This window comes from Geodermatophilus siccatus (assembly GCF_900103785.1).
GTDB lineage: Bacteria > Actinomycetota > Actinomycetes > Mycobacteriales > Geodermatophilaceae > Geodermatophilus > Geodermatophilus siccatus.
This window is the reverse complement of record NZ_FNHE01000004.1, coordinates 338,807-358,160: the sequence shown is the minus strand read 5'-3', so window position 1 is coordinate 358,160 and position 19,354 is coordinate 338,807. Positions and strand designations below refer to the sequence as shown.

19 protein-coding genes are annotated in these 19,354 nt (G+C 74.5%); 6 read left to right on the top strand and 13 right to left on the bottom strand.

Annotation, left to right across the window (positions count from 1 at the left end):
* Positions 1-86 precede the first annotated feature (86 nt).
* The 4 genes from BLS21_RS10255 to BLS21_RS10240 all read right to left on the bottom strand — a co-directional run bounded on the left by BLS21_RS10255 (position 87) and on the right by BLS21_RS10240 (position 2,713).
* Positions 87-836 (bottom strand): dienelactone hydrolase family protein, encoded by a 750-nt coding sequence (locus BLS21_RS10255; RefSeq protein WP_091217305.1) that lies wholly within the window; start codon positions 834-836, stop codon positions 87-89.
* Positions 837-884: 48 nt separating this feature from the next.
* Positions 885-1,430, bottom strand: coding sequence for a hypothetical protein (locus BLS21_RS10250; RefSeq protein ID WP_091217302.1), 546 nt, complete (start codon positions 1,428-1,430; stop codon positions 885-887).
* Positions 1,431-1,620: 190 nt separating this feature from the next.
* Positions 1,621-2,208, bottom strand: a complete 588-nt coding sequence (locus BLS21_RS10245) for a hypothetical protein (RefSeq protein ID WP_091217300.1) — start codon at positions 2,206-2,208, stop codon at positions 1,621-1,623.
* Positions 2,209-2,245: 37 nt separating this feature from the next.
* Positions 2,246-2,713, bottom strand: coding sequence for a PPOX class F420-dependent oxidoreductase (locus tag BLS21_RS10240; RefSeq protein WP_091217297.1), 468 nt, complete (start codon positions 2,711-2,713; stop codon positions 2,246-2,248).
* A gap of 63 nt (positions 2,714-2,776) precedes the next feature.
* On the opposite strand from BLS21_RS10240, the gene BLS21_RS10235 reads away from it, so the two are divergent.
* Together BLS21_RS10235 and BLS21_RS10230 are read left to right on the top strand one after the other, a co-directional pair.
* Positions 2,777-4,126 (top strand): AI-2E family transporter, encoded by a 1,350-nt coding sequence (locus tag BLS21_RS10235; RefSeq protein WP_245700253.1) that lies wholly within the window; start codon positions 2,777-2,779, stop codon positions 4,124-4,126.
* A gap of 82 nt (positions 4,127-4,208) precedes the next feature.
* A complete protein-coding gene (locus tag BLS21_RS10230; protein WP_091217294.1) occupies positions 4,209-5,159 on the top strand; it encodes a proteasome assembly chaperone family protein in 951 nt (316 codons plus the stop codon).
* A gap of 294 nt (positions 5,160-5,453) precedes the next feature.
* Here the strand turns inward: BLS21_RS10230 and BLS21_RS10225 are convergent, their stop codons facing one another.
* The 7 genes from BLS21_RS10225 to BLS21_RS10195 form a co-directional block, all read right to left on the bottom strand.
* A complete protein-coding gene (locus BLS21_RS10225) occupies positions 5,454-7,115 on the bottom strand; it encodes a catalase (protein ID WP_091217292.1) in 1,662 nt (553 codons plus the stop codon).
* A complete protein-coding gene (locus BLS21_RS10220) occupies positions 7,112-7,585 on the bottom strand; it encodes a Fur family transcriptional regulator (protein WP_091217288.1) in 474 nt (157 codons plus the stop codon). The genes BLS21_RS10225 and BLS21_RS10220 overlap by 4 nt, the downstream gene beginning before the upstream one ends.
* A 65-nt stretch (positions 7,586-7,650) precedes the next feature.
* Positions 7,651-8,544, bottom strand: coding sequence for a formyltetrahydrofolate deformylase (purU, locus tag BLS21_RS10215; RefSeq protein WP_091217285.1), 894 nt, complete (start codon positions 8,542-8,544; stop codon positions 7,651-7,653).
* 157 nt (positions 8,545-8,701) lie between these two features.
* Positions 8,702-9,622 carry a non-homologous end-joining DNA ligase gene (ligD, locus tag BLS21_RS10210; protein ID WP_091217282.1) on the bottom strand — a complete coding sequence of 307 codons (921 nt, stop codon included), beginning with the start codon at positions 9,620-9,622 and terminating at the stop codon, positions 8,702-8,704.
* 90 nt (positions 9,623-9,712) lie between these two features.
* Entirely contained in the window at positions 9,713-10,966 is a 1,254-nt protein-coding gene (gene ligD, locus BLS21_RS10205; RefSeq protein ID WP_245700250.1) for a non-homologous end-joining DNA ligase, read from the bottom strand.
* Positions 10,967-11,018: 52 nt separating this feature from the next.
* Positions 11,019-12,083 carry a non-homologous end joining protein Ku gene (gene ku / locus BLS21_RS10200; protein WP_091217277.1) on the bottom strand — a complete coding sequence of 355 codons (1,065 nt, stop codon included), beginning with the start codon at positions 12,081-12,083 and terminating at the stop codon, positions 11,019-11,021.
* Between the two features lie 129 nt (positions 12,084-12,212).
* Positions 12,213-12,788, bottom strand: coding sequence for a DUF1360 domain-containing protein (locus BLS21_RS10195; RefSeq protein WP_217636076.1), 576 nt, complete (start codon positions 12,786-12,788; stop codon positions 12,213-12,215).
* 189 nt (positions 12,789-12,977) lie between these two features.
* Between BLS21_RS10195 and BLS21_RS10190 the strand changes: the two genes are divergently transcribed.
* Together BLS21_RS10190 and BLS21_RS10185 are read left to right on the top strand one after the other, a co-directional pair.
* Positions 12,978-13,511 carry a hypothetical protein gene (locus BLS21_RS10190; protein WP_091217274.1) on the top strand — a complete coding sequence of 178 codons (534 nt, stop codon included), beginning with the start codon at positions 12,978-12,980 and terminating at the stop codon, positions 13,509-13,511.
* A 396-nt stretch (positions 13,512-13,907) separates the two neighbouring features.
* On the top strand, positions 13,908-14,306 hold the full coding sequence (locus tag BLS21_RS10185) for an STAS domain-containing protein (RefSeq protein ID WP_091217271.1): 399 nt from the start codon (positions 13,908-13,910) through the stop codon (positions 14,304-14,306).
* Positions 14,307-14,499: 193 nt separating this feature from the next.
* Here BLS21_RS10185 and BLS21_RS10180 read toward each other — a convergent pair whose 3' ends face one another.
* Together BLS21_RS10180 and BLS21_RS10175 are read right to left on the bottom strand one after the other, a co-directional pair.
* A complete protein-coding gene (locus tag BLS21_RS10180) occupies positions 14,500-15,522 on the bottom strand; it encodes a DNA topoisomerase IB (protein ID WP_245700248.1) in 1,023 nt (340 codons plus the stop codon).
* Positions 15,523-15,580: 58 nt separating this feature from the next.
* Complete coding sequence (locus BLS21_RS10175) at positions 15,581-17,431, bottom strand: SpoIIE family protein phosphatase (protein ID WP_091217268.1); 1,851 nt, start codon at positions 17,429-17,431, stop codon at positions 15,581-15,583.
* A 233-nt stretch (positions 17,432-17,664) separates the two neighbouring features.
* Here BLS21_RS10175 and BLS21_RS10170 point away from each other — a divergent pair, with 233 nt between their 5' ends.
* Positions 17,665-18,162, top strand: coding sequence for an ATP-binding protein (locus BLS21_RS10170; protein WP_091217265.1), 498 nt, complete (start codon positions 17,665-17,667; stop codon positions 18,160-18,162).
* On the top strand, positions 18,159-19,250 hold the full coding sequence (locus tag BLS21_RS10165) for an RNA polymerase sigma factor SigF (RefSeq protein ID WP_091217263.1): 1,092 nt from the start codon (positions 18,159-18,161) through the stop codon (positions 19,248-19,250). The genes BLS21_RS10170 and BLS21_RS10165 overlap by 4 nt, the downstream gene beginning before the upstream one ends.
* Positions 19,251-19,354: the final 104 nt, after the last annotated feature.

The following is a 19,354-nucleotide window of genomic DNA, read 5'->3' as shown; positions in this document are numbered from 1 at the left end:
CGCACGCCCGGTCGCGCTGTCGAGGGTAGGAGGTCGGCCCGTCGTCGGGGACGCCGCGGCGTCCAGCACCCGTCGGCGTCCCCTCCTCAGCCGGTGGCCACCCGGTCGGTGAGCGCCAGCACCCGGCGCCAGACGTCGTCACAGGCCTCCGCCCAGTCGCCGTACGCGCGGTCGAAGAAGGAGTGCGGCGCCCCGTCGTAGACGGCGGTCTCCACCTCCGCGCCCCCGGCTCGCAGGCGCTCCGCCAGGGCCAGCTGGTCCTCGACCGGGGTGGCGGCGTCGGCGCCGGCGACGACCATCAGCGTCGGGCGGACGGCGGGCGCGTCGCCGGTCAGCTCCGGCTTGCCGTAGAAGCCGACGCAGCCGGCCAGGTCCACGTCGGCGTTCCCGGCCAGCCGCCAGGAGTGGCTGCCGCCGAAGCAGAAGCCGACGGTGACGACCGGGAGGTCCGCGCGGGTGCGCCCGCGCAGGTAGGCGATCGCCGCGGCGACGTCGGCGTCCACGCCGGCCGCGGTGACCTGCGGGATGTGCGTCTGCCAGTCGAAGTCCTGCCCACGGGTGCCGGTCTCGGGCAGTCCCGCCGTCCGCCCGAACCAGTCGACGGCCAGCGCCGGCAGCCCGGCTTCCGCGAAGCGCTCGACCAGCGCCACGTAGTACGGGTGCAGCCCGCGGATGTCGGGCAGCAGGACGACGCCGACCCGGGCCGGGCCGGCCGGCGCGGCGTACGCGGCGGCGACCTCGGTGCCGTCGGTCGAGGTGAGGGTCAGCGTGCCGCGCTCGGCGACGTCACCGCTCCGCGGCGGAGCGGGCGGCCGGCTGTCGGTGTCGTGGCACATGTCCCGGTTCTACCCGGGCGGAGGGCGGGCCGCCCGGTGGTCACCCGCTCAGGTGTCGGCCGCGGCGTCGGCCGGGCCGGGGTGCCCGCCGAAGACGCCGGCGGCCACCTCGCGGCGGACGTCGGCCAGCCAGTGGTGCTGCTTGTCGGCCTGCGCGATGAGCCGCTCGAACAGGGCCTCGTCGATGCGCGGTTCGGCCTCCGCGGCGGCGCGCAGCGTCTCGAAGCCGGCCCGCTTGGCCAGCACCGCGGTGGCGATGAACTCGAACTCCACGAGGTCCGACAGCGGCGAGCGGGACAGCAGGTGCCCGTTGAACTTGACCCGGGAGACCTTCTCGCCGAGCCAGACGGCGGCCTGCTTGTACTGCCGCACCGGCAGGCCGAGGGCGCGCATCTGGCCCTCCAGCGACGACCGCTCCTCGCGCAGCTCGTCGAGCAGCTCCTCGAGCCGCGACTCGTAGGGGGTGCCGCGCCAGCGGCCGAGCATGCGGCTGACCAGCTCGATGCCGCCGGTGGCCGAGGCCAGGTGGTCGTTGGTGTAGACGCCGAGCAGGTCGGCGTTGCGGATCCCGCCTGGCGCGGTCGACTCGGACACGGGTGCTCCCGGGGATCGGACGGCAGAGGTGCCGGACCATTCTGGCCGTCCGGTGATCACCGCGCGCGGCGGAGGCCGGTCAGCTGCGCAGCAGCACCGCGACGCCGCCGCCCACGGCACACCGGCCAGGTGTGCCGGCGTAGCGGCCCGGCCCCGCCACCAGCGAGGACGACGGCGTGCCCCTGGGCGCTCACCCGGCCGCCCGGGTGAGCAGCCGCGCGGCGGTGGGCCGCAGCTCGCGCTCGAGCTCCCACAGGCCGGCGGCCAGGCGCTGGCCCACCGCCTGGCGGGAGATGCCCAGGAACGCGGCGGCGTGAGCCTGGGTGCGTCCGGCGCCGACCAGCTCGATGGCCTCCCAGGCCTGGGCGCTGCGCCGCTGGACGACGACCGCCAGCGCGCTCAGCACGGCCTGCGCGTCACCGGCGTCGGCCGGGACGGCGCCGCGCACGGCCAGCCGGACGCTGCGCTGCTCGGCCGCGTCGACCGCCCGGCGGGCGCACAGGTACGCGGGCCCGGCGCCGGCGCGGGTGCTCTCGGGCAGCGGGGTCTGCACCGGGCCGGCCCCGACGCCGATGCTCCAGCCGCCCTCGCGGACCAGCCGGAGGACGACGTCGACGACGACCGCGGGGTCGGCCAGCACCCCCTGGAACTCGTCGCCCGCCGTCCGCTCGAAGGGCAGCACCGTCGGGACGCCGCCCGCCAGCCGCCGCAGGACGCCGGCGACCCGGTCGGGACCCCGGCGGCCGGCCTGCTGGTCCACGGTCAGCACGTACGGCACCCCGCCAGTCTGGCGCTCCCCCGGCTCGGAGCAAGCCTCAGAGCTTGTCGACGACCTCCGGCGGGAAGCCGCCCGTGGCGATCGGCCCCCAGCGCTCGATGGTCACGCGCAGCAGCGACTTGCCCTGCCGGACCATCGCCGCCCGGTACTCGTCCCAGTCCGGGTGCTCGCCGCTGATCGCGCGGTAGTAGTCGACCAGCGGCTCGAGCGCCTCGGGCAGGTCGAGCACCTCGGCGCGGCCGTCGACCTGCACCCAGGGGCCGTCGAAGTCGTCGGAGAGCACGCAGAGCGAGACGGCGGGGTCGCGCCGGGCGTTGGCCGCCTTGGCCCGCTGCGGGTACGTCGAGACCACGACCCGCCCCTCCTGGTCGAGGCCGCAGGACACCGGGGACATCTGCACGCCCCCTCCGCTGCGCCGGGTGACCAGCACCGCCTTGTGGCGGGGACGGAGGAACTCCTCGAGGGCGGCACGGTCGACGCGGTCGGCGGTCGCGGTTCTCGGCATGGCCTGGACGTTACGACGGCCACGTCATGATCGTCCCGGCCCGTTCCGGGGTACCGCCCTGCCGTGATCGACCGCATGAGGTCCCGACTGCCCGGCCGCCCGGACGCGGCGTCCGCCCCGGACGCGGGCGACGACGCCACCGCCACCGCGCGGACGCCCAGCTTCGCGGCGGTGACCACCGCCGCGGTGACCAGCAGCCCGGCCCCCAGCGCCGAGCGCGGCCCCCGGCTGCGGAAGGGCGTCCGGGCGCTGGCCGTCGCCTCGGCCCAGCTGCTGCTCATCGCGGCCGCGCTGGTGGTGGTCGGCTGGGTCTTCGGCAAGCTGTGGCCGGTCCTGCTGCCGGTCATCCTGGGCCTGTTGTTCGCCACCGTGCTGTGGCCGCCCACCCGGCTGCTGCGCCGGCTGCACTTCCCGCCGGCGCTGGCCGCCCTCGTGGTGCTGCTGCTCTTCTTCGCGGTCGTCGGGGGCCTGTTCACGTGGATCGTCCCGCAGGTCGCCGACCAGGCCGGTGAGCTGGCCGACGCCGCCACCGCCGGGCTGCAGGACGTGCAGCAGTGGGTGACCGGTCCGCCGCTGAACCTCGGCGAGGACCAGATCGGCCAGGCGGTCGACCAGGTCATCAACAGCATCCAGGGGAACGCCCAGAACATCGCCGGCTACGCGCTGACCGGCGTCTCCGCGGTCGGCAACGGCCTGCTCAACCTCGTCCTGGCCCTGGTCCTGGCGTTCTTCTTCATCAAGGACGGGCCGCGCTGGCTGCCGTGGCTCGCCGCGCAGACCGGCCCCAAGGTGGCCCCGCACGTGGCGGCGCTGTCGTACAAGACCTGGACCACCCTGTCGGAGTTCATCCGGCAGCAGGCACTCGTCGGCTTCGTGGACGCCTTCTTCATCGGCCTGGGCCTGTGGATCCTCGACGTCCCGCTGGTGCTGCCCCTCGCCGTCCTGACCTTCTTCGGGGCGTTCATCCCGATCATCGGTGCCTTCGTCGCCGGCGCCTTCGCCGTGCTCATCGCCCTGGTCAGCAACGGCTGGCAGACGGCGCTGATCGTGCTGGTCATCGTGCTGGTGGTGCAGCAGCTCGAGGGGAACGTGCTCCAGCCGATCATCCAGGGGCGCGGGCTCAACCTGCACGCGGCCGTGGTCATCCTGGCGGTCACCGCCGGCGGCAGCCTGTACGGCATCCTCGGCACGTTCCTGGGCGTGCCCGTGGCCGCGCTCATCGCCGTCGTCTACCGCTACGTCCGCGACGAGCTCGACGGCCGGACGCCGGAGGTCGCCGACGACGGCACCCGGGTGCAGGTCACCGGCGACGAGACGGGCGCCACGGTCGTGCGGGAACGCGTCACGACGCCCGGGCAGGGCGCGGCGGATCCCCCCGCCGACGCGGAGCCCCCGGCCCGGCCGCCGGCCTGACCCCTCCGGGGGGACCCCCGGGAATGCGGCCGGCACGGGGAGAGCTGTAGATCGCAGACCCGTGACGCGAGGAGGCACCACCGTGGCGCAGCGACCGGAGGAGCTCGTCGAGCTGCTCCCCGAGGCCGAGCCGTTCCTGGCCCGCGAGTCCGCGGTCACCGGGGCCGGCGCGCGCCGCGGGCTGGTGCTCGTGCACGACCTCGCCGGCGAGTTCGACGCGGCCTCGGCGGGCGCGCTGGCCGGTGCGCACCTGCTCGGCGCGCTGCCGCACGAGGTCATCGCCCGGTTCGACGTCGACAGCCTGGTCGACTACCGGGCGCACCGGCCGCGGGTCACCTTCCACGGCGACCGCTACGAGTCCTTCGCGGCGCCGGAACTGCTGCTCTACGCACTGGAGGACGACACCGGCGAGCCGTTCCTGCTGCTGCACGGCGCGGAGCCCGACTTCGCCTGGGAGCGGTTCGTGGCCGCGGTCGGCGTCCTGGTCGAGCGGCTCGGCGTCACCTCGGTGGTGGCCCTGCAGGCGATCCCGATGCCGGTGCCCCACACCCGGCCGGTCACCGTCACCGCGCACGCGACGCGGCGCTCGCTCATCGCCGAGTACCCGGTGTACTGGGGTGAGGTGAGGATCCCCGGCAGCGTCGCCGCGCTGCTGGAGCTGCGGATGGGCGAGGCCGGCGTCGACGCCTACGGGGTGGCCGCGCACGTGCCGCATTACCTGGCGCAGGCGACCTTCCCCGCGGCGTCGCTGACGCTGCTCGAGCACCTGTCCCGGCTGACCGGGCTGCACCTGCCCACCGAGGCGCTGCGGGAGGCCGCCGAGGCGCACCGCACCGAGGTCGACGAGCAGATCGCCCGCTCACCGGAGAACACCGCCGTCGTCGCCGCGCTGGAGCAGCAGTTCGACCGCTTCACCGCCGCCCGCGAGGGCAGCGACCTGCTCAGCGAGATCGGCGAGGTGCCCAGCGGCGAGGAGATCGGCGCGGAGCTCGAGCGGTTCCTCGCCGAGCAGGAGCGCCGCCGGGGCGAGTAGCCCCGGAGGACGGCGCCGCGGCGACCCCGCCCTGCGAGGCCGCCGACGAGCGGGCCCCGGAGGGGTCCGCGAGGAGGTGCGGGACGGGCTCGGCGCCCGCGGAGGACGGCACCTGGCCGCGGTGTCGTCCGGTGGGACGGCGGACCGCGCGGCGGGCCGCGACCGGGGGGGTCCCGGTCGCGGCCCGCCGCGGGTGCAGGTGCCGGTGTCAGCCGGCGACGACGTCGCCGGTTGCCTTCCGCGCCACGGTCCGCTCCTCGGTCGCTGGCGCTCCCTGCGATGCTCCCGTGGCTGTCAGGCGACGACGACGTGCTCGTTGGGCACGCAGTGCGTCATCTGGTGGCCGGTGACGTCACGCGGACCGTTCTTGCCGAGGTTCGCGGCGCGCTGCTGCTCCTCCTCGGAGAGGGTCTGCGTCTGCAGCGGGGGCAGGCCACGGACGTCGTCCGCGGTGATGCCCAGGCCGTCACCGACGCGCTGGCCCAGCTCGTCCTCGCACATGAAGAAGTGCCAGACCATCCGCTCCTGGATCTCGCGGCGGCACTGCGAGAGGGCGTCGACCAGGTTCGCCACCAGGTCGTCCTTCTCCCACTGCTCCGACAGCAGGTAGCGCTCGCCGGCCTGCGCGTAGTCGTTGGTCCGCGGGATCCGCTTGCGGGTGAGCCGGCCGGTGATGACCGGACCCTGCTCGTCGTGGGTCGGGTACTGCGCCTCCCGCAGGCCGCCCAGGATCGACGGCTCGTAGTTCACGCTCGGGTTGGTGCCCTCGGCCCGGTCCACGCCGTAGGCCATCTGGCCGTCGCGCTGGTTGGTGGCCACCCGCGCCTTCGGCTGGTTCACCGGCAGCTGCAGGTAGTTCGGGCCGACCCGGTATCGCTGGGTGTCGGAGTAGGAGAACGTCCGGCCGACCAGCATCTTGTCGTCGGAGAAGTCCAGCCCGTCCACCAGCACACCGGTGCCGAACGCGATCTGCTCGTTCTGCGTGAAGTTGTCCTCGGGCATCCGGTCCAGGGTCATCGTCCCGACCTTGCGGAGCGGGAAGACCTCCTCCGGCCAGACCTTGGTGTCGTCGAGCGGGTCGAAGTCCAGCTCCGGGTGCTCGTCGTCGCTCATGATCTGCACGTGCAGGTCCCACGACGGGAAGTCGCCGGCGGCGATGGCGTCGTGCAGGTCCTTGGTGTGGGTGCCGAGGCTCTTCGCCTGGGCGGCGGCCGCGTCGGCGGCGGTCCAGGACTTCACACCCTGCTTGGGCAGCCAGTGGTACTTGACCAGGACGGTCTCACCCTGGGCGTTGACCCACTTGTAGGTGTTCACGCCGAAGCCCTGCATGAACCGGTAGCTGGCCGGCGTGCCACGGGGGCTGAAGACCAGCGACACCATGTGCATGGCCTCGGGGGTCTGGCTGAAGAAGTCGAACGCGCGCTCGGCGACGCTGGCCTCGAAGGTGACCGGGTCCGGCTTCTGCGAGTGGATGAAGTCGGGGAACTTGATGGCGTCCCGGATGAAGAAGACGCCCAGGTTGTTCCCGACGAGGTCCCAGTTGCCGTCCTCGGTGTAGAACTTCACGGCGAACCCGCGCGGGTCGCGCGCGGACTCCGAGGAGTCGCGGCCACCGGCGACGGTCGAGAACCGCAGCGCGACGTCGGTGCGCCTGCCCTTCTCCTGGAACAGCTTGGCGCGGGTGTACCTGCTGATCGGCTCGTCGCCGACCGTGCCGTCGGCCTCGAAGTAGCCGAAGGCCGTCACGCCGCGGGCGTGCACCACGCGCTCCGGGATGCGCTCCCGGTCGAAGTGGCTGATCTTCTCGAGGAACTGGTAGTTCTCCAGCGTCGCCGGGCCACGAGCGCCCACCGTCCGCTGGTTCTGGTTGTCGTAGACCGGGTGACCCTGACGATTGGTCAGGACCGGACGGTCGGCCTCGCTCGGCGCAGGGCCCTGCGATGCGACGTCGGTCATTCGTGTACTCCTCCTCGATCGTGGTGCTCGGGGACCTTCGTTGTCTCCGACGGTTTCCCTACCCGGCAGTCCCGGCAGAGACCCCAGAAGACGACCTCCGCCTCGTCCACGACGAAACCCGCCGTGTCCGAGGGCGTCAGGCACGGAGCCGCTCCCACGGTGCAGTCGACGTCGGCGACCGCACCGCACGAGCGGCAGACCAGGTGGTGGTGGTTGTCACCGACGCGCAGCTCGAACAGCGCGGGCGCGCCGGCCGGCTCGATCCGGCGGGCCAGGCCGCCGGTGACGAGCGCCTGGAGCACCCCGTAGACCGCCTGCGGCGACAACGTCGGGTGCACCTCGCGGGCGGCGGTGACGATGGTGTCGACGTCCGCGTGCGGACGTTCGGCGAGCACCTGCAGCACCGACAGACGGGGCCGCGTGACGCGCAGCCCCACCGCGCGGAGCTGCTCCTGCCAGGTCGCCTCCATCACGACCCACCCAACACGGTTTTCTTGATCGAGTCAAATCAAGGACCGCGCAGGGCCGCCGGCCCTCAAGCGAAGACGATCGTCTTCTCGCCGTCCACGATGACCCGGTCCTCCACGTGCCAGGTGACCGCCTGGGCCAGCACCTGGCGCTCGACGTAGCGGCCGATCCGGCGCATGTCCTCCACGGTCGCGCGGTGGTCCACCCGGGCGACCTCCTGCTCGATGATCGGCCCGGCGTCGAGCTCGGGCGTCACGTAGTGCGCGGTGGCCCCGATCAGCTTCACGCCGCGGTCGTGCGCCGCCCGGTACGGGTTCGCCCCGACGAAGGCCGGCAGGAAGCTGTGGTGGATGTTGATCAGCCGCTCCGGGAACCGGCTGCAGAAGTCCGCCGAGACGATCTGCATGTAACGCGCGAGCACCACCAGGTCGACGTCCCCGATGAGCTCCAGCGCCCGCGCCTCGGCCTCCGCCTTCGTCTCCGGAGTCACCGGCACGTGGTGGAACGGGACGCCGGCCGCCCGGGCGACCGGCTCGAGGTCGGGGTGGTTGGAGACGACGGCGGCGATCTCGGCGCGCAGGTCGCCGGCACGCACCCGGTAGAGCAGCTCCTGCAGCACGTGGTCGGTCCGGGAGACGAACACCGCCAGGCGTGGGCGGTGCGCCGCCTCGGTCAGCCGCCAGGTGAACTGCCACGTCTGCGCGAGCAGTCCCAGGGCTGCCTCGAGCTGCTGACGCCGGCCGGCCAGGTCGGCGAGGAAGAACTCCAGGCGCAGCGTGAAGGTGCCGCCCACCGGGTCCGACGAGTGCTGCTGCGAGTCGATGATGTTCGCGCCGGCGTCGGCCATCAGCCCGCTCAGGACGGCGACGATCCCCGGCCGGTCGGGGCAGCGGACGAGGAGGCGCCCCACGTCGGCCAGCCGGTCGTCGCGCGGGCCGGGCGAGGGCAGTTCAGCGGACACGGGTAGCGAGGATGCCAGGCCCGCACCCGACCCCTGCAGGAACTCACCTCAGGGGATGGAGAAGACGATCATGGGCCTGGGCTGGCGACGCACCCGGGCCGCGCGGCGGGCTGCCACCCCTCCTCCGTGAACACCGCGGCGGGAGCCCCACGGCGCTTCACGCCGGGGGCAGGGTGGCGCGCCGGGCCCCCGCGATGTCGAAGAGGTCGCCGTAGTCCTCGACGCGGGCCAGCACGTCCTCGGTGCGGAAGCGCAGCGAGCCGGGGTCGGCGCCGTCGAGCACCGCCTCGACCTCGTCCCAGCCGATCGGCGTGGACACCGGGGCGTCGGGCCGGGCACGCAGCGAGTACGGGGCGACCGTCGTCTTGGCCGGGTTGTTCTGGCTCCAGTCGACGAGCACCTTGCCCGGCCGCAGCACCTTCTCCATCCGCCACACCACGCGGTCCGGCGTCTCGGCGGAGAGCTCCTGGGCCAGCACCTTGGCGTACCGGCTGGGGTGTTCGCGGTCGCGCACCCGGATCGGCGCGTACACCTGCACACCCTTGGAGCCCGACGTCTTGACCACCGGGTCCAGGCCGTCGTCGACCAGCCGCTGGCGCAGCCGGTCGGCGACCTCGCAGCACTCCAGGATCCCGGCGTCCGGGCCCGGGTCGAGGTCGAGGACGAGCAGGTCCGGCAGCGTCGGCTGCAGCCGGCTGCCCACCTGCCACTGCGGCACGTGCAGCTCGAGGGCGGCCAGGTTGGCCGCCCACGCGAGGTCGGCGACGGTCTCCAGGACGACCATGTCGAGGGTCTCCCGGCCGCGGGAGCTGCCGGGGCTCGGGACGGTCACCTTCCGCACCCAGTCCGGCGCGTGCCGGGCGCTGTTCTTCTCGAAGAACGCCTGCCCCTCCACGCCGTCGGGCCAGCGGGTGAAGGTCACCGGCCGCCCGGACAGGTGCGGCAGCAGCACCGGCGCGATCCGCACGTAGTAGTCGATGACCTGGGCCTTGGTGAAGGACACCTCGGGGAAGAGCACCTTCTCCAGGTTCGAGACGTGCAGCTGACGCCCGTCGACGCGCACCAGCTGCCGGCTCACGCGACCTCCTCGCTGGCGCTCGTCGGTGGCGTTCGCCAGGCTGCTCTGCTCATGCGTGAGCTCACGAGCACACCAGTACCCGCCCGGCGGTCACCACTCCTCGACCACGTCCTCGGGCAGCAGGTCGTCGCGCAGCCCGCGCCACGACGGGTGCCGCATCCGGCCGTCGGCGGTCCACGCGGCGAAGGCCACCTCCCCGACCAGCTCCGGCGCCACCCAGTGCGCGTCGCGGGTGACCTCGCGCGGCAGCGCGTCGGCGAAGGGCGGCGCGTCGGCCGGGGTGAACAGCGGCTCGAGCTCTTCCAGGGCCGCCGCCGTGAAGCCGGTCCCGACGTGCCCGGCGTAGACGAGCCGGCCGGCGTCGTCGTGCACCCCCACCAGCAGCGAGCCCACTCCCCCGGCCCGCCGGCCCCGCCCGGGCCGCCAGCCGCCGACGACGACCGCCTGGGTCCGGACGTTCTTCACCTTGCGCCAGTCCGGCCCGCGCAGCCCCGGGCGGTACGGCGCGTCCAGCCGCTTGGCGACGATCCCCTCGAGGCCGTTGTCCCGGCTGGCGGCCAGCACCGCGGCTCCTCCGCCGCGGAACCACGGCGTGGGCACCCACCGCCCACCGGCCAGGCCGAGGGTCTCCAGCCGGTCCCGGCGCTGCGCGTACGGCAGGCCGAGCAGGCTCTCGCCGTCCCACTCCAGCAGGTCGAAGACCAGGTAGGTGACCGGCGCGGCGGCGGCCATCCGGCGCACCTCCGGGCCGGTGCGGTGCATCCGGCCCTGCAGCGCGCCGAAGTCCGGCCGACCGCGCGCGTCGAGGGCGACCACCTCACCGTCGACGATCGCGTCGTGCCCGCTCAGCACCTCGGGTAGTCGTTCCAGTTCGGGATAACGGTCGGTGATGTCGGTGCCGCTGCGCGCCCAGAGGGCCAGTGTCCCGGCCTCGACCACGGAGATCGCCCGGACGCCGTCCCACTTGAACTCGTAGCCCCACGCGTCGTCCTGCCCCGGTGGTGGCAGCTCACCCGCCGTCGCGAGCATCGGGACCAGCGGCGCGCCCTCCACCGGGGCGTCGAGGGCGCGGACCCACCAGCCGCCGTCGCGCTCGCGGAAGAGCACGTGCCGGCCGCGCAGCCGCCGTCCGGCGAGGGCGACGACGACGCGGTCCTCGCGCCACTCCTCGACCGCGCAGCGGCCGGAGTCCCACGGGCGCACCCCGGGGACGGTGCCGTCGGTCGTGGGGACGGCGGCCAGGGCGGGCCCCCGCCCGGTCGGTGGCCCCTCCGGCAGCGCCCAGCACCACGGGACGCCGTCCCGCTCGAGCCGCAGCACGAGGCCGGCCGCGCCCTCGGACACGGCGAACGGGTCCCCGGCCGGCGTCCGCCGGGCACTCCCCCGGGCCGGCACCTCAGGCGCTGCGGCGGGCCCGCTTGGCCGGCGCCTTCTCGGCGGTGGCCTTCCCGGCCGCGGTGGCCTTCCCGGCCGGGGTCGCCTTCCCGGCCGGGGTCGCCTTCCCGGCCGCGGTCGCCTTCCCGGCCGCGGTCGTCTTCTCCGCCGCGGTCGTCTTCTCCGCCGCGGTCGTCTTCCGGGCCGCCGTGCGGCGGGCCGGGGCCTCGCCGCCGGCCCGGGGCGCCGCCTTCCTCGCGGCGGTGGCCTTCTTGGCCGGCGCCCGGCGGGCGGGGACCTCCTCGGCGGGCGCGCCGCCCCGCGCGGCCTCGACGCTGCGGCGCAGTGCGCTCATCAGGTCGACGACGGCGGCGCCGGAGTCGGCGGTCTCGGGCAGCGGCTGCACCTCGCCGCCGCTCTGCTTGGCCTCCAGCAGCTCGGCCATCGCCTCGCGGTAGTCGTCGGTGAACTCGGTCGGGTCGAACTCCCCCGTCATGGACCCGATCAGCGCCTCGGCCATCTGCAGCTCCTGCGGCCGGACGGCGACCTCCTCGTCGAGGAAGGCGAAGTCGGGACGGCGGATCTCGTCGGGCCAGCGCATGGTGTGCAGCACCATCACGCCGTCCTTCACGCGCAGCGCCGCCAGCGACTCCCGCGAGCGGATGGCGATCTTGGTGATGGCGACCCGGCCGGCGTTCTCCAGGGCGTCGCGCAGCAGCACGTACGGGCGGGTCGCCGAGGGGTCGGGCTCCAGGTAGTACGTCTTCTCGTACTGGATCGGGTCGATCTCCTCCTGGTCGACGAACTGCAGGACCTCGATCTCCCGCCGGCTGGCCAGCGGCAGCTCCTCGAAGTCCTCGTCGGTCAGCACCACCAGCTGGCCGTCGGGCAGCTCGTAGCCCTTGGCGATCTCGGAGTACTCGACCTCCTCGCCGTCGATCGAGCACACCCGCCGGTACTTGATGCGCCCGCCGTCGACGGCGTGCACCTGGTTGAACCGGATGTCGTGGTCCTCGGTGGCCGTGTACAGCTTCACGCCGATGCTGACCAGGCCGAACGACACCGCCCCGCGCCAGATCGACCGCATGCCGTGCTCCTGTCGAGAGATCGGGTCCGCGACCGCGGGCGGGGAAGGCGGGCGGTCAAGATCAGCAGGATAGGACCGCCGCCACCCCTCCGGCAGGTCGAGCGGCGCCACCTCCTCCGGACGGAGGAGTCACTGCACGCCGGACTCCTCCTCGCCCTCAGGAGCGAGCGCACCGTTCTGGATCGAGTCGTAGATGAACTGCAGGACGTCCGAACCGGCGACCAGGGTCATGGTCAACGCGACCAGGCGGGTGGCCTTCGGTGCGGTCACGTAGCCGAAGACGAGCCCGGTCGCCACCCACTGCGCCAGGCAGAACGGACACGTGAGCAGCTCCCCGACGGCGTGCTTGACGCCGCCGTGCTCGCGGACCTCCTCGGCGACCTCCGCATGGCCCGAGGGGCCCTGGAAGGTCGTGAACGGCGCCCGCAGCGGGCTGGTCACCGGGTCCTTGGCGATCCGCCGGGCCAACCGGAAGGTGGCCACCGCCAGCAGTGCCGCGTCGCCCGGCGGGATCCGTTCGGGCAGCTCCCGGCCCGACGCGCGGACGGCGGCGGCGGCGGCCGACACCAGACCGAGGTAGACGCCCATGGCGCCCAGGTCACCGCCCAGCGGGCGCGGCTCCCCCTGCGTGTACTCGCGCTTCTGGTGGCGGGCCCAGCGGCGGACCGGGGCCCCGATCCGCTGGACCTCGTCTGCGATGGCCATGGCACGCGCGCTACCCACTCCTGCCGGCGCCATGCGGAACGGGCCCGGCCGGTGTCCGCGAGCCGGGTCACGCATGGGGCGGGGTCCGACGGGTAGGGCGAGATCACGACGCCGGTCACCCGACCGGTCCCCCGTCCACGACGGACGAACGTGCGCGAGGCGGACGCACGCAGAACGGAGGCACCCCCCATGACCGAGGCCGACCCGAACGACCGCGGAGCCGTCCACTCCGCCCTCAACGACAGCGAGTTCCCCGACGACGAGCGAGGCCTCACCGGGACCCGCGACGACGTCCGCGGCGACACCGGGGCCACCGGGCCCGAGGGCCAGACCGCCCGGGACGTCTTCCCCGAGGACGACGGCGTCCCCGACGTCTCGCAGGACGACTTCCCGACCATGCAGCGGTCCGAGGACCCGCAGTTCGCCCCGGAACTCGGCGACCGGGAGAGCCACCGGACCGTCGACTTCGGCACGACCGCGTTCGAGCAGTCCGAGGGCGAGCCGCTGTCCGCTCGCCTGGAGCAGGAGATCGCCGACGACGTCCCGGACGTGCGCCCCGCCGAGGACCCGGCCCGTGGCGTCGGCCAGCTCGAGCAGGACTACGACACCACCCCGGACAGCGACTCCGGCACCAACCGCACCGCCGACGACGTCGAGGCCAGCCTCGACCCGGTGGTCGGCGGCGAGGGCCCGGAGGAGTCCGCGATGCACGTCGTGGACTGAAGGAGGCCCCAGGCCCCGTGGACCGGTCGGGGGACCCTCCGGACCCCCGCGACCGGTCCACTCGGCCAGGTGCCGTTCCCGGCTCGTCCGGGTCCCGCTCGGCTGGGTGACCTCTCGGCCCGGCGAGCACCCCCGGGTGACGCCGTGCCTCCCCCCTCCGGGCACCGCGTCACGAGTTGGTGGCGGTCGCCGGGGGCGGGTTGGCGCGTTCGACCTCGGATGTCTACGTTGATGGTGCGGTTGAGCAGGCAGCCGCGGCCGCGCCGGGCGACCTCCCGGTACGGACACGAACGACGACGTGCGTGTCCGGGGGCCACGACATCCGGGGGGCCGCGCAGCGGTAGATTGACCGGGCGGTCGTGCCGCCGGGTACTGCCGTTGAGAGGAGCTCAGCCCGTGACCACATCCGACCTGCCTGCCGAGGGGCAGCCCGACGTGTCGACCGAGGGCACGGACGCACCCTTCGACGACGTGATCACGCTCTCGACCTCCACCGGCGAGGACGGCGCGGTCACGGTGACGGTCGTCGGCGAAGTGGACACGTTCACCGCCCCGGTGCTCCGGTCGTCTCTCGACACCCAGCTCGAGCAGCAGCCCAAGGCCCTGGTCATCGACCTGTCGGGCGTGCAGTTCCTGGGGTCCGCCGGCCTGGCCGTGCTCGTCGAGACGCAGAAGTCGGCCCGCTCCCGCGACGTCGACCTCCGCCTGATCGCCACCACCCGCGCGGTCACCCGCCCGCTCGAGGTCACCGGCCTGATCGACCTGTTCACCATCGTCGACGGCAGCGCCCGCTGACCTGCTGAGCCGGGACGGGCCCCGCGTCCACACCCGGACCCCACGACGAGAGGCCCCGCTCCAGCGGGGCCTCTCGTCGTCTGCGGCGGCTCCCTCCAGGGCACCGCCGGCCCCGTCCGGGGCCCCGCCTCGAGCGCGCGGCGGGCGGTGGGGTGGACGGGGTCCTCCCCCGGAGGCGTGGGGGGTGGTCCTCTCAGGCGGTGAGCAGCCGGCAGACCGCCTGCTCCAGAGTGCGCTGCACCTCGCGGTCCCCCTCGGCCCCCGCCGCCTCCGCCAGCGCGTCGGCGATGGTCTCCCCGTCCTCGTAGCGGTCCACCACCCGCGGGTCGACGTAGCTGGCCTTGCAGACCGCCGGGGTGTTGCCGAGCTGCTCGGAGACCTCCTTGTAGGCGGCGTTGACCGTCCGCTTGCGCGCCGTCCTGCTGGTCGGTGGCGGAGCCGCGGCCAGCGTGGCGGCCATCTGCACCGTGGCGTTCCACGTGCGGAAGTCCTTGGCGGTGATCTCCGCGCCGCTGATCTCCTTGAGGTAGGCGTTCACCTCGGTGCTCGTCACGTCGTGCCAGGTGCGGCCGCCCTCGGCCGGGTCGTCCACCCAGTAGCCGAGCAGCTCCTCCCCCTGGTCCGCCGGACGCCTGAGCAGCTCGCGGACGACGTCGGCCGTGGGCTTGTCGGTGAGCTCCAGCTCCCGCTCGATGCCGCCCTTGGCGGTGTAGGAGAAGAAGACCCGCTCGCCGCGGACCCGCACGTGCTCCCGGCGCAGCGTGGCCAGCCCGTAGGTGCCGTTGTCCTCGGCGTACTGCTCGCTGCCCACGCGGAAGGCGCCGAGGTCCAGCAGCCGGACGGCGCTGGCGAGCACGCGCTCCCGCGTCAGCCCGCTGCCGTGGATCGCGTCGACGACGGCGTCGCGCACGTCGGGCAGCTGGTGGGCGATCTCCAGCACCCGCTCGTGCTTCTCGGCGTCCCGCCGCGCCCGCCACTGGTCGTGGTAGCGGTACTGCCGGCGGCCGGCGACGTCCACCCCGGTGGCCTGGATGTGCCCGTTGGGCCAGGGGCAGATCCAGACGTCCTTCCAGGCCGGTGGGATGGCCAGCGACCGCAGCCGCTCCAGGCGCTCGTCCTTGATGAGCGCCCCGTCCTCGTCGTAGTAGGCGAAGCCGCGGCCGGCCCGCCGGCGCCGCCATCCCGGGCCGTGCACGTCGCTGCGGCGGAGTCTCACGCCCACAGGATGGGCACCGCCGGCGTTCCGCAAACGCGGGGGGACGGCGGTTCCCCCCTCAGCGCAGCTCGACCAGCCCGTCGAGCCCGCTGATCTCGAGGATGTGCCGGGTCACCCCGCCCTCGGGCGCGTGCACGACCAGCCGCCAGCCCTCCTCGCCCGCGATCCGGGCCATCGCGAGGACGACGCGCACCGCCGCACTGCTGAACAGGGTGACCGCCGCGAGGTCCAGCTCCACCCGGCCGGTACCGCCGTGGCTGGCCTCCAGCAGCCGGATGCGCATCTGCTCGGCGCCGACCATGTCGACCGCGCCGGACGCCCGCACCACGGGGCACTCGCCACTGCGGTCGACGACGACCTCCGCCGCGCTGCTGCCGCCGCGCCGGTCCTCGTCCTCCTCCGGACTGCGGCGCAGCCGCATGCTCAGCGTCACCGTCGTCCCGTGCTCGCCCTGCAGCACGACGCCGTCGACGAGCTGCCGCATGATCAGCAACCCGCGGCCGCGGTCGCCGGGGTCGCGGTCCGGCGGGCGCCACCGGCCCTGGTCGCGCACGGTGACGGTGAGCAGCCCGTCGACGTCGACCGCCGCGGTCACCTGCATCCGCCCCGGCTCCACCCCGCGGTAGGCGTGCTCGGCCGCGTTGGCGGTGGCCTCGCCCACCGCGACCATCACGCCGACCCGGTCCTGCTCCCCCATGCCCAGCCTCGCCAGCCAGGCACCCAGGTGACGGCGGACCATCGGCAGCGCCGCCGGGACGGCGGGCAGGTCGAGTTCCAGCGGCTCGGTGGTCTCCGCCCGGCGGTGGGCGACCAGGACGGCGATGTCGTCGGGGTGCTCCTCGGAGCCCAGGAGCCCCTCGACGATCGCCGCGGCCAGCTCACCCGGTGCGTCGCCCTCCAGGGTGCCCGGCCCGGTGAGCGCGTCGCGCGACACCTCGGCCAGCCGGTGCAGGCCCTCCGCCGACAGCGCGCCGGAGGCAGCCACTGCGCCGTCGGAGAACAGCACGAGGGTGGAACCCTGCGGCAGCTGGGCGGTGGCCGCGACGCTGGGCGCGCCCGGCAGGGTGCCCAGCGGCGGCCGGGGGGCCAGCGGGAGGAACTCCGCGCTGCCGTCGGCCCGGACCAGCAGCGGAGCCGGGTGCCCGGCCGCGGCGTACACCAGCCGCCCGGTGGCCGCCTCCAGCACCCCGTAGAAGACCGAGGCGCCCTCGACGTCGTCCATCTGGCCGGCGAAGGCGTCGAGCGCGGCCACGACCGCTGCGGGCGACGGGTCCCGCAGCGCAACCGAGCGCATGGCCCCGCGCAGCCGGCTCATCGCCCCGGCCGCGGGCACCCCGTGGCCGACGGCGTCGCCGACGACCAGCGCCAGCCGACCGCGCCCGAGCGGCACGGCGTCGTACCAGTCGCCGCCGGCGGCGTGCACCGAGCTGGCCCGGTGGTAGCTGCCCGACAGCCGCACGTCCGGGAGCAGCGGGAGCGCGGGAGGCAGCAGCGAGTGCTGCACCTGGTCGACGACGTCCCCCTCCGCGCCGGCGACGTGCCGGCAGTCGGTGTGGTCGGCCTCGACCAGCACGAGGACGCCGGGCTGCCCGTGCACCTGCAGCGGCTGCAGGACGACGGTGGCGGCCCGGCCGTCGGGGTCGGGGGCGCCGTGGACCGTCTCGGCGTGCCCGCTGCGGGCGACCTCACCGGCCAGCTCGGCGACGCGGTGGCCGGTGACCGCGGCGAGGTCGCCGGTGCCCGTGCCCAGGTCACGGGCGCGCGCGTTGGCCCAGACCGGTGCCAGCCCGGGTCCGGCGAGGCACCAGATGGCGGTGGAGGCGGTCTCCAGCGCCGCGACGAGCGCGGCACCGCCGGCGTCGTCGACGGGGGCGGGCCCTGAGGGCGGGCTCTCCTGACTGGTGTTCATCTCAGGCCAGCGAACCGCAGCCCACAGGCCCCTGCAACCGCGCCCACCGGCCGTGTGACCTGGGGTTTGGCGGCTGCCCGCGCCGGGGTAGCCCTCTCCGTCAGGCGCACCGCCCGGCGGCGCCGGGCAGGCCGCCGCGGCCGGTCGGGCAGGATGGGTGCGAACCGCGCGGACCGGGGTCTCCAGGGCTCCCGGCGCGCGGTCGCGATGCGAGGATGAGGAGCGTACGACGGATGGTGGACTCGAGGGGTGCCCTCACGCAGGACGGGCGGCGCGCCGAGCGACTGGAACTACGGGTGCCCACCACCCCGACCCAGCTGCCCGCCGTGCGGGCCATGGCCGGTGACCTGGCGATGCGGATGGACTACGACCTCGACGCGGTGGAGGACCTCCGACTGGCCGTCGACGAGGCCTGCGCGACGCTGTCGGCGATCGTCTCCGAGGACCGCCGGCTGACCGTGGTCTTCGAGACCACCCGCCGGGGCCTGCACATCGACGCCTGGGTGCCGACCGCCGAGGGCACCGACGTCCCCCGCGACGGCTTCGGCTGGGCGGTGCTGCACACCCTGGTCGACGAGGTCGAGGCCGGTCCCGCCACCCAGGCCACCGTGCCGGCCGGCGACGGCACCAGCTCACCGGTCGCCGTGATCTCCATGGACAAGTACCTGCCGGGACAGCACCCGGACCAGCGGCTCGGGGGCGCGGGCCAGAACGTCTCGGTCGCGCGGTGACCGGGGCGCCAGCCCCGGAACCCCGGACCGTCGAGGAGGACACCCTGCGCGACGACGAGTTCCCGACCGGCCGCCGCGGCACGGAGGGAGAGGTCGCGTCCGAGGAGCAACCCGTCGTGGTGCCCGACCCGCGCAGCGAGGTGGTGCCCGGCCCGGACGCCGGCGCCCCGGTCGGGAGCGACGTGGCGGACGAGGACACGGCGGACGCCGACGCGGAGCTCGAGGGCGCCACCACCGAGGACGCCGCATCCGACGACGAGCAGTCCGACGAGGACGACGAGACCGCGTCGGGTGACACCGGCTCCTCCGGCGCCGCGCCCGTCTCGGAGAACCGGCGGCGGGCGGAGCGCACCGCGCCGCTGTTCGCCGAGCTGGCCACCCTGGACAAGGACGACCCGCGCCGTGAGCGGCTGCGCGAGATCCTCGTCGAGGAGCACCTGCCGCTGGTGCGGCACTTCGCCCGCCGGTTCAGCAACCGCGGCGAGCCCTTCGACGACCTGCTGCAGGTCGGCACCCTCGGCCTGATCGCGGCCATCGACCGGTTCGACCCGAGCCGTGGGGTGGAGTTCCTCTCCTTCGCCGTCCCGACGATCACCGGCGAGATCAAGCGGCACTTCCGCGACCAGGGCTGGTCGGTGCGCGTCCCGCGGCGGCTGCAGGAGCTGCACCTGTCGTTGAACGCGGCGGTCGGCGAGCTGGCGCAGAAGAACGGCCGCGCGCCGACGCCGTCGGAGCTGGCCGAGCACCTGCGCATCCCGCGGGCGGAGGTGCTCGAGGGCCTCGCCGTCGCGAACGCCTACCGCAGCAGCTCCCTCGACGAGCGGCTCTCCGGTGAGGACGACTCACCGACCCTGGCCGCCACGCTCGGCGAGGAGGACGCCGCGCTCGAGGGCGTGGAGTACCGCGAGTCGCTGCAGCCGCTGCTGGCCACCATCCCGGCGCGGGAGCGGCGGATCCTGATCCTGCGCTTCTTCGGCAACATGACCCAGTCGCAGATCGCCGCCGACATCGGCATCTCGCAGATGCACGTGTCCCGGCTGCTCAGCCAGACGCTGGCCAAGCTCCGCGAGGGCCTGCTCAAGGACTGAGACCCCCCGCTCGCGAGCTCGCGGCGGGGCCCTGCAGGGGGCCGGCCGCTGCCCGACGCGGCTGCCAGCAGTTGATCACGGGGGCGTCGCACCAGCGCACGGCG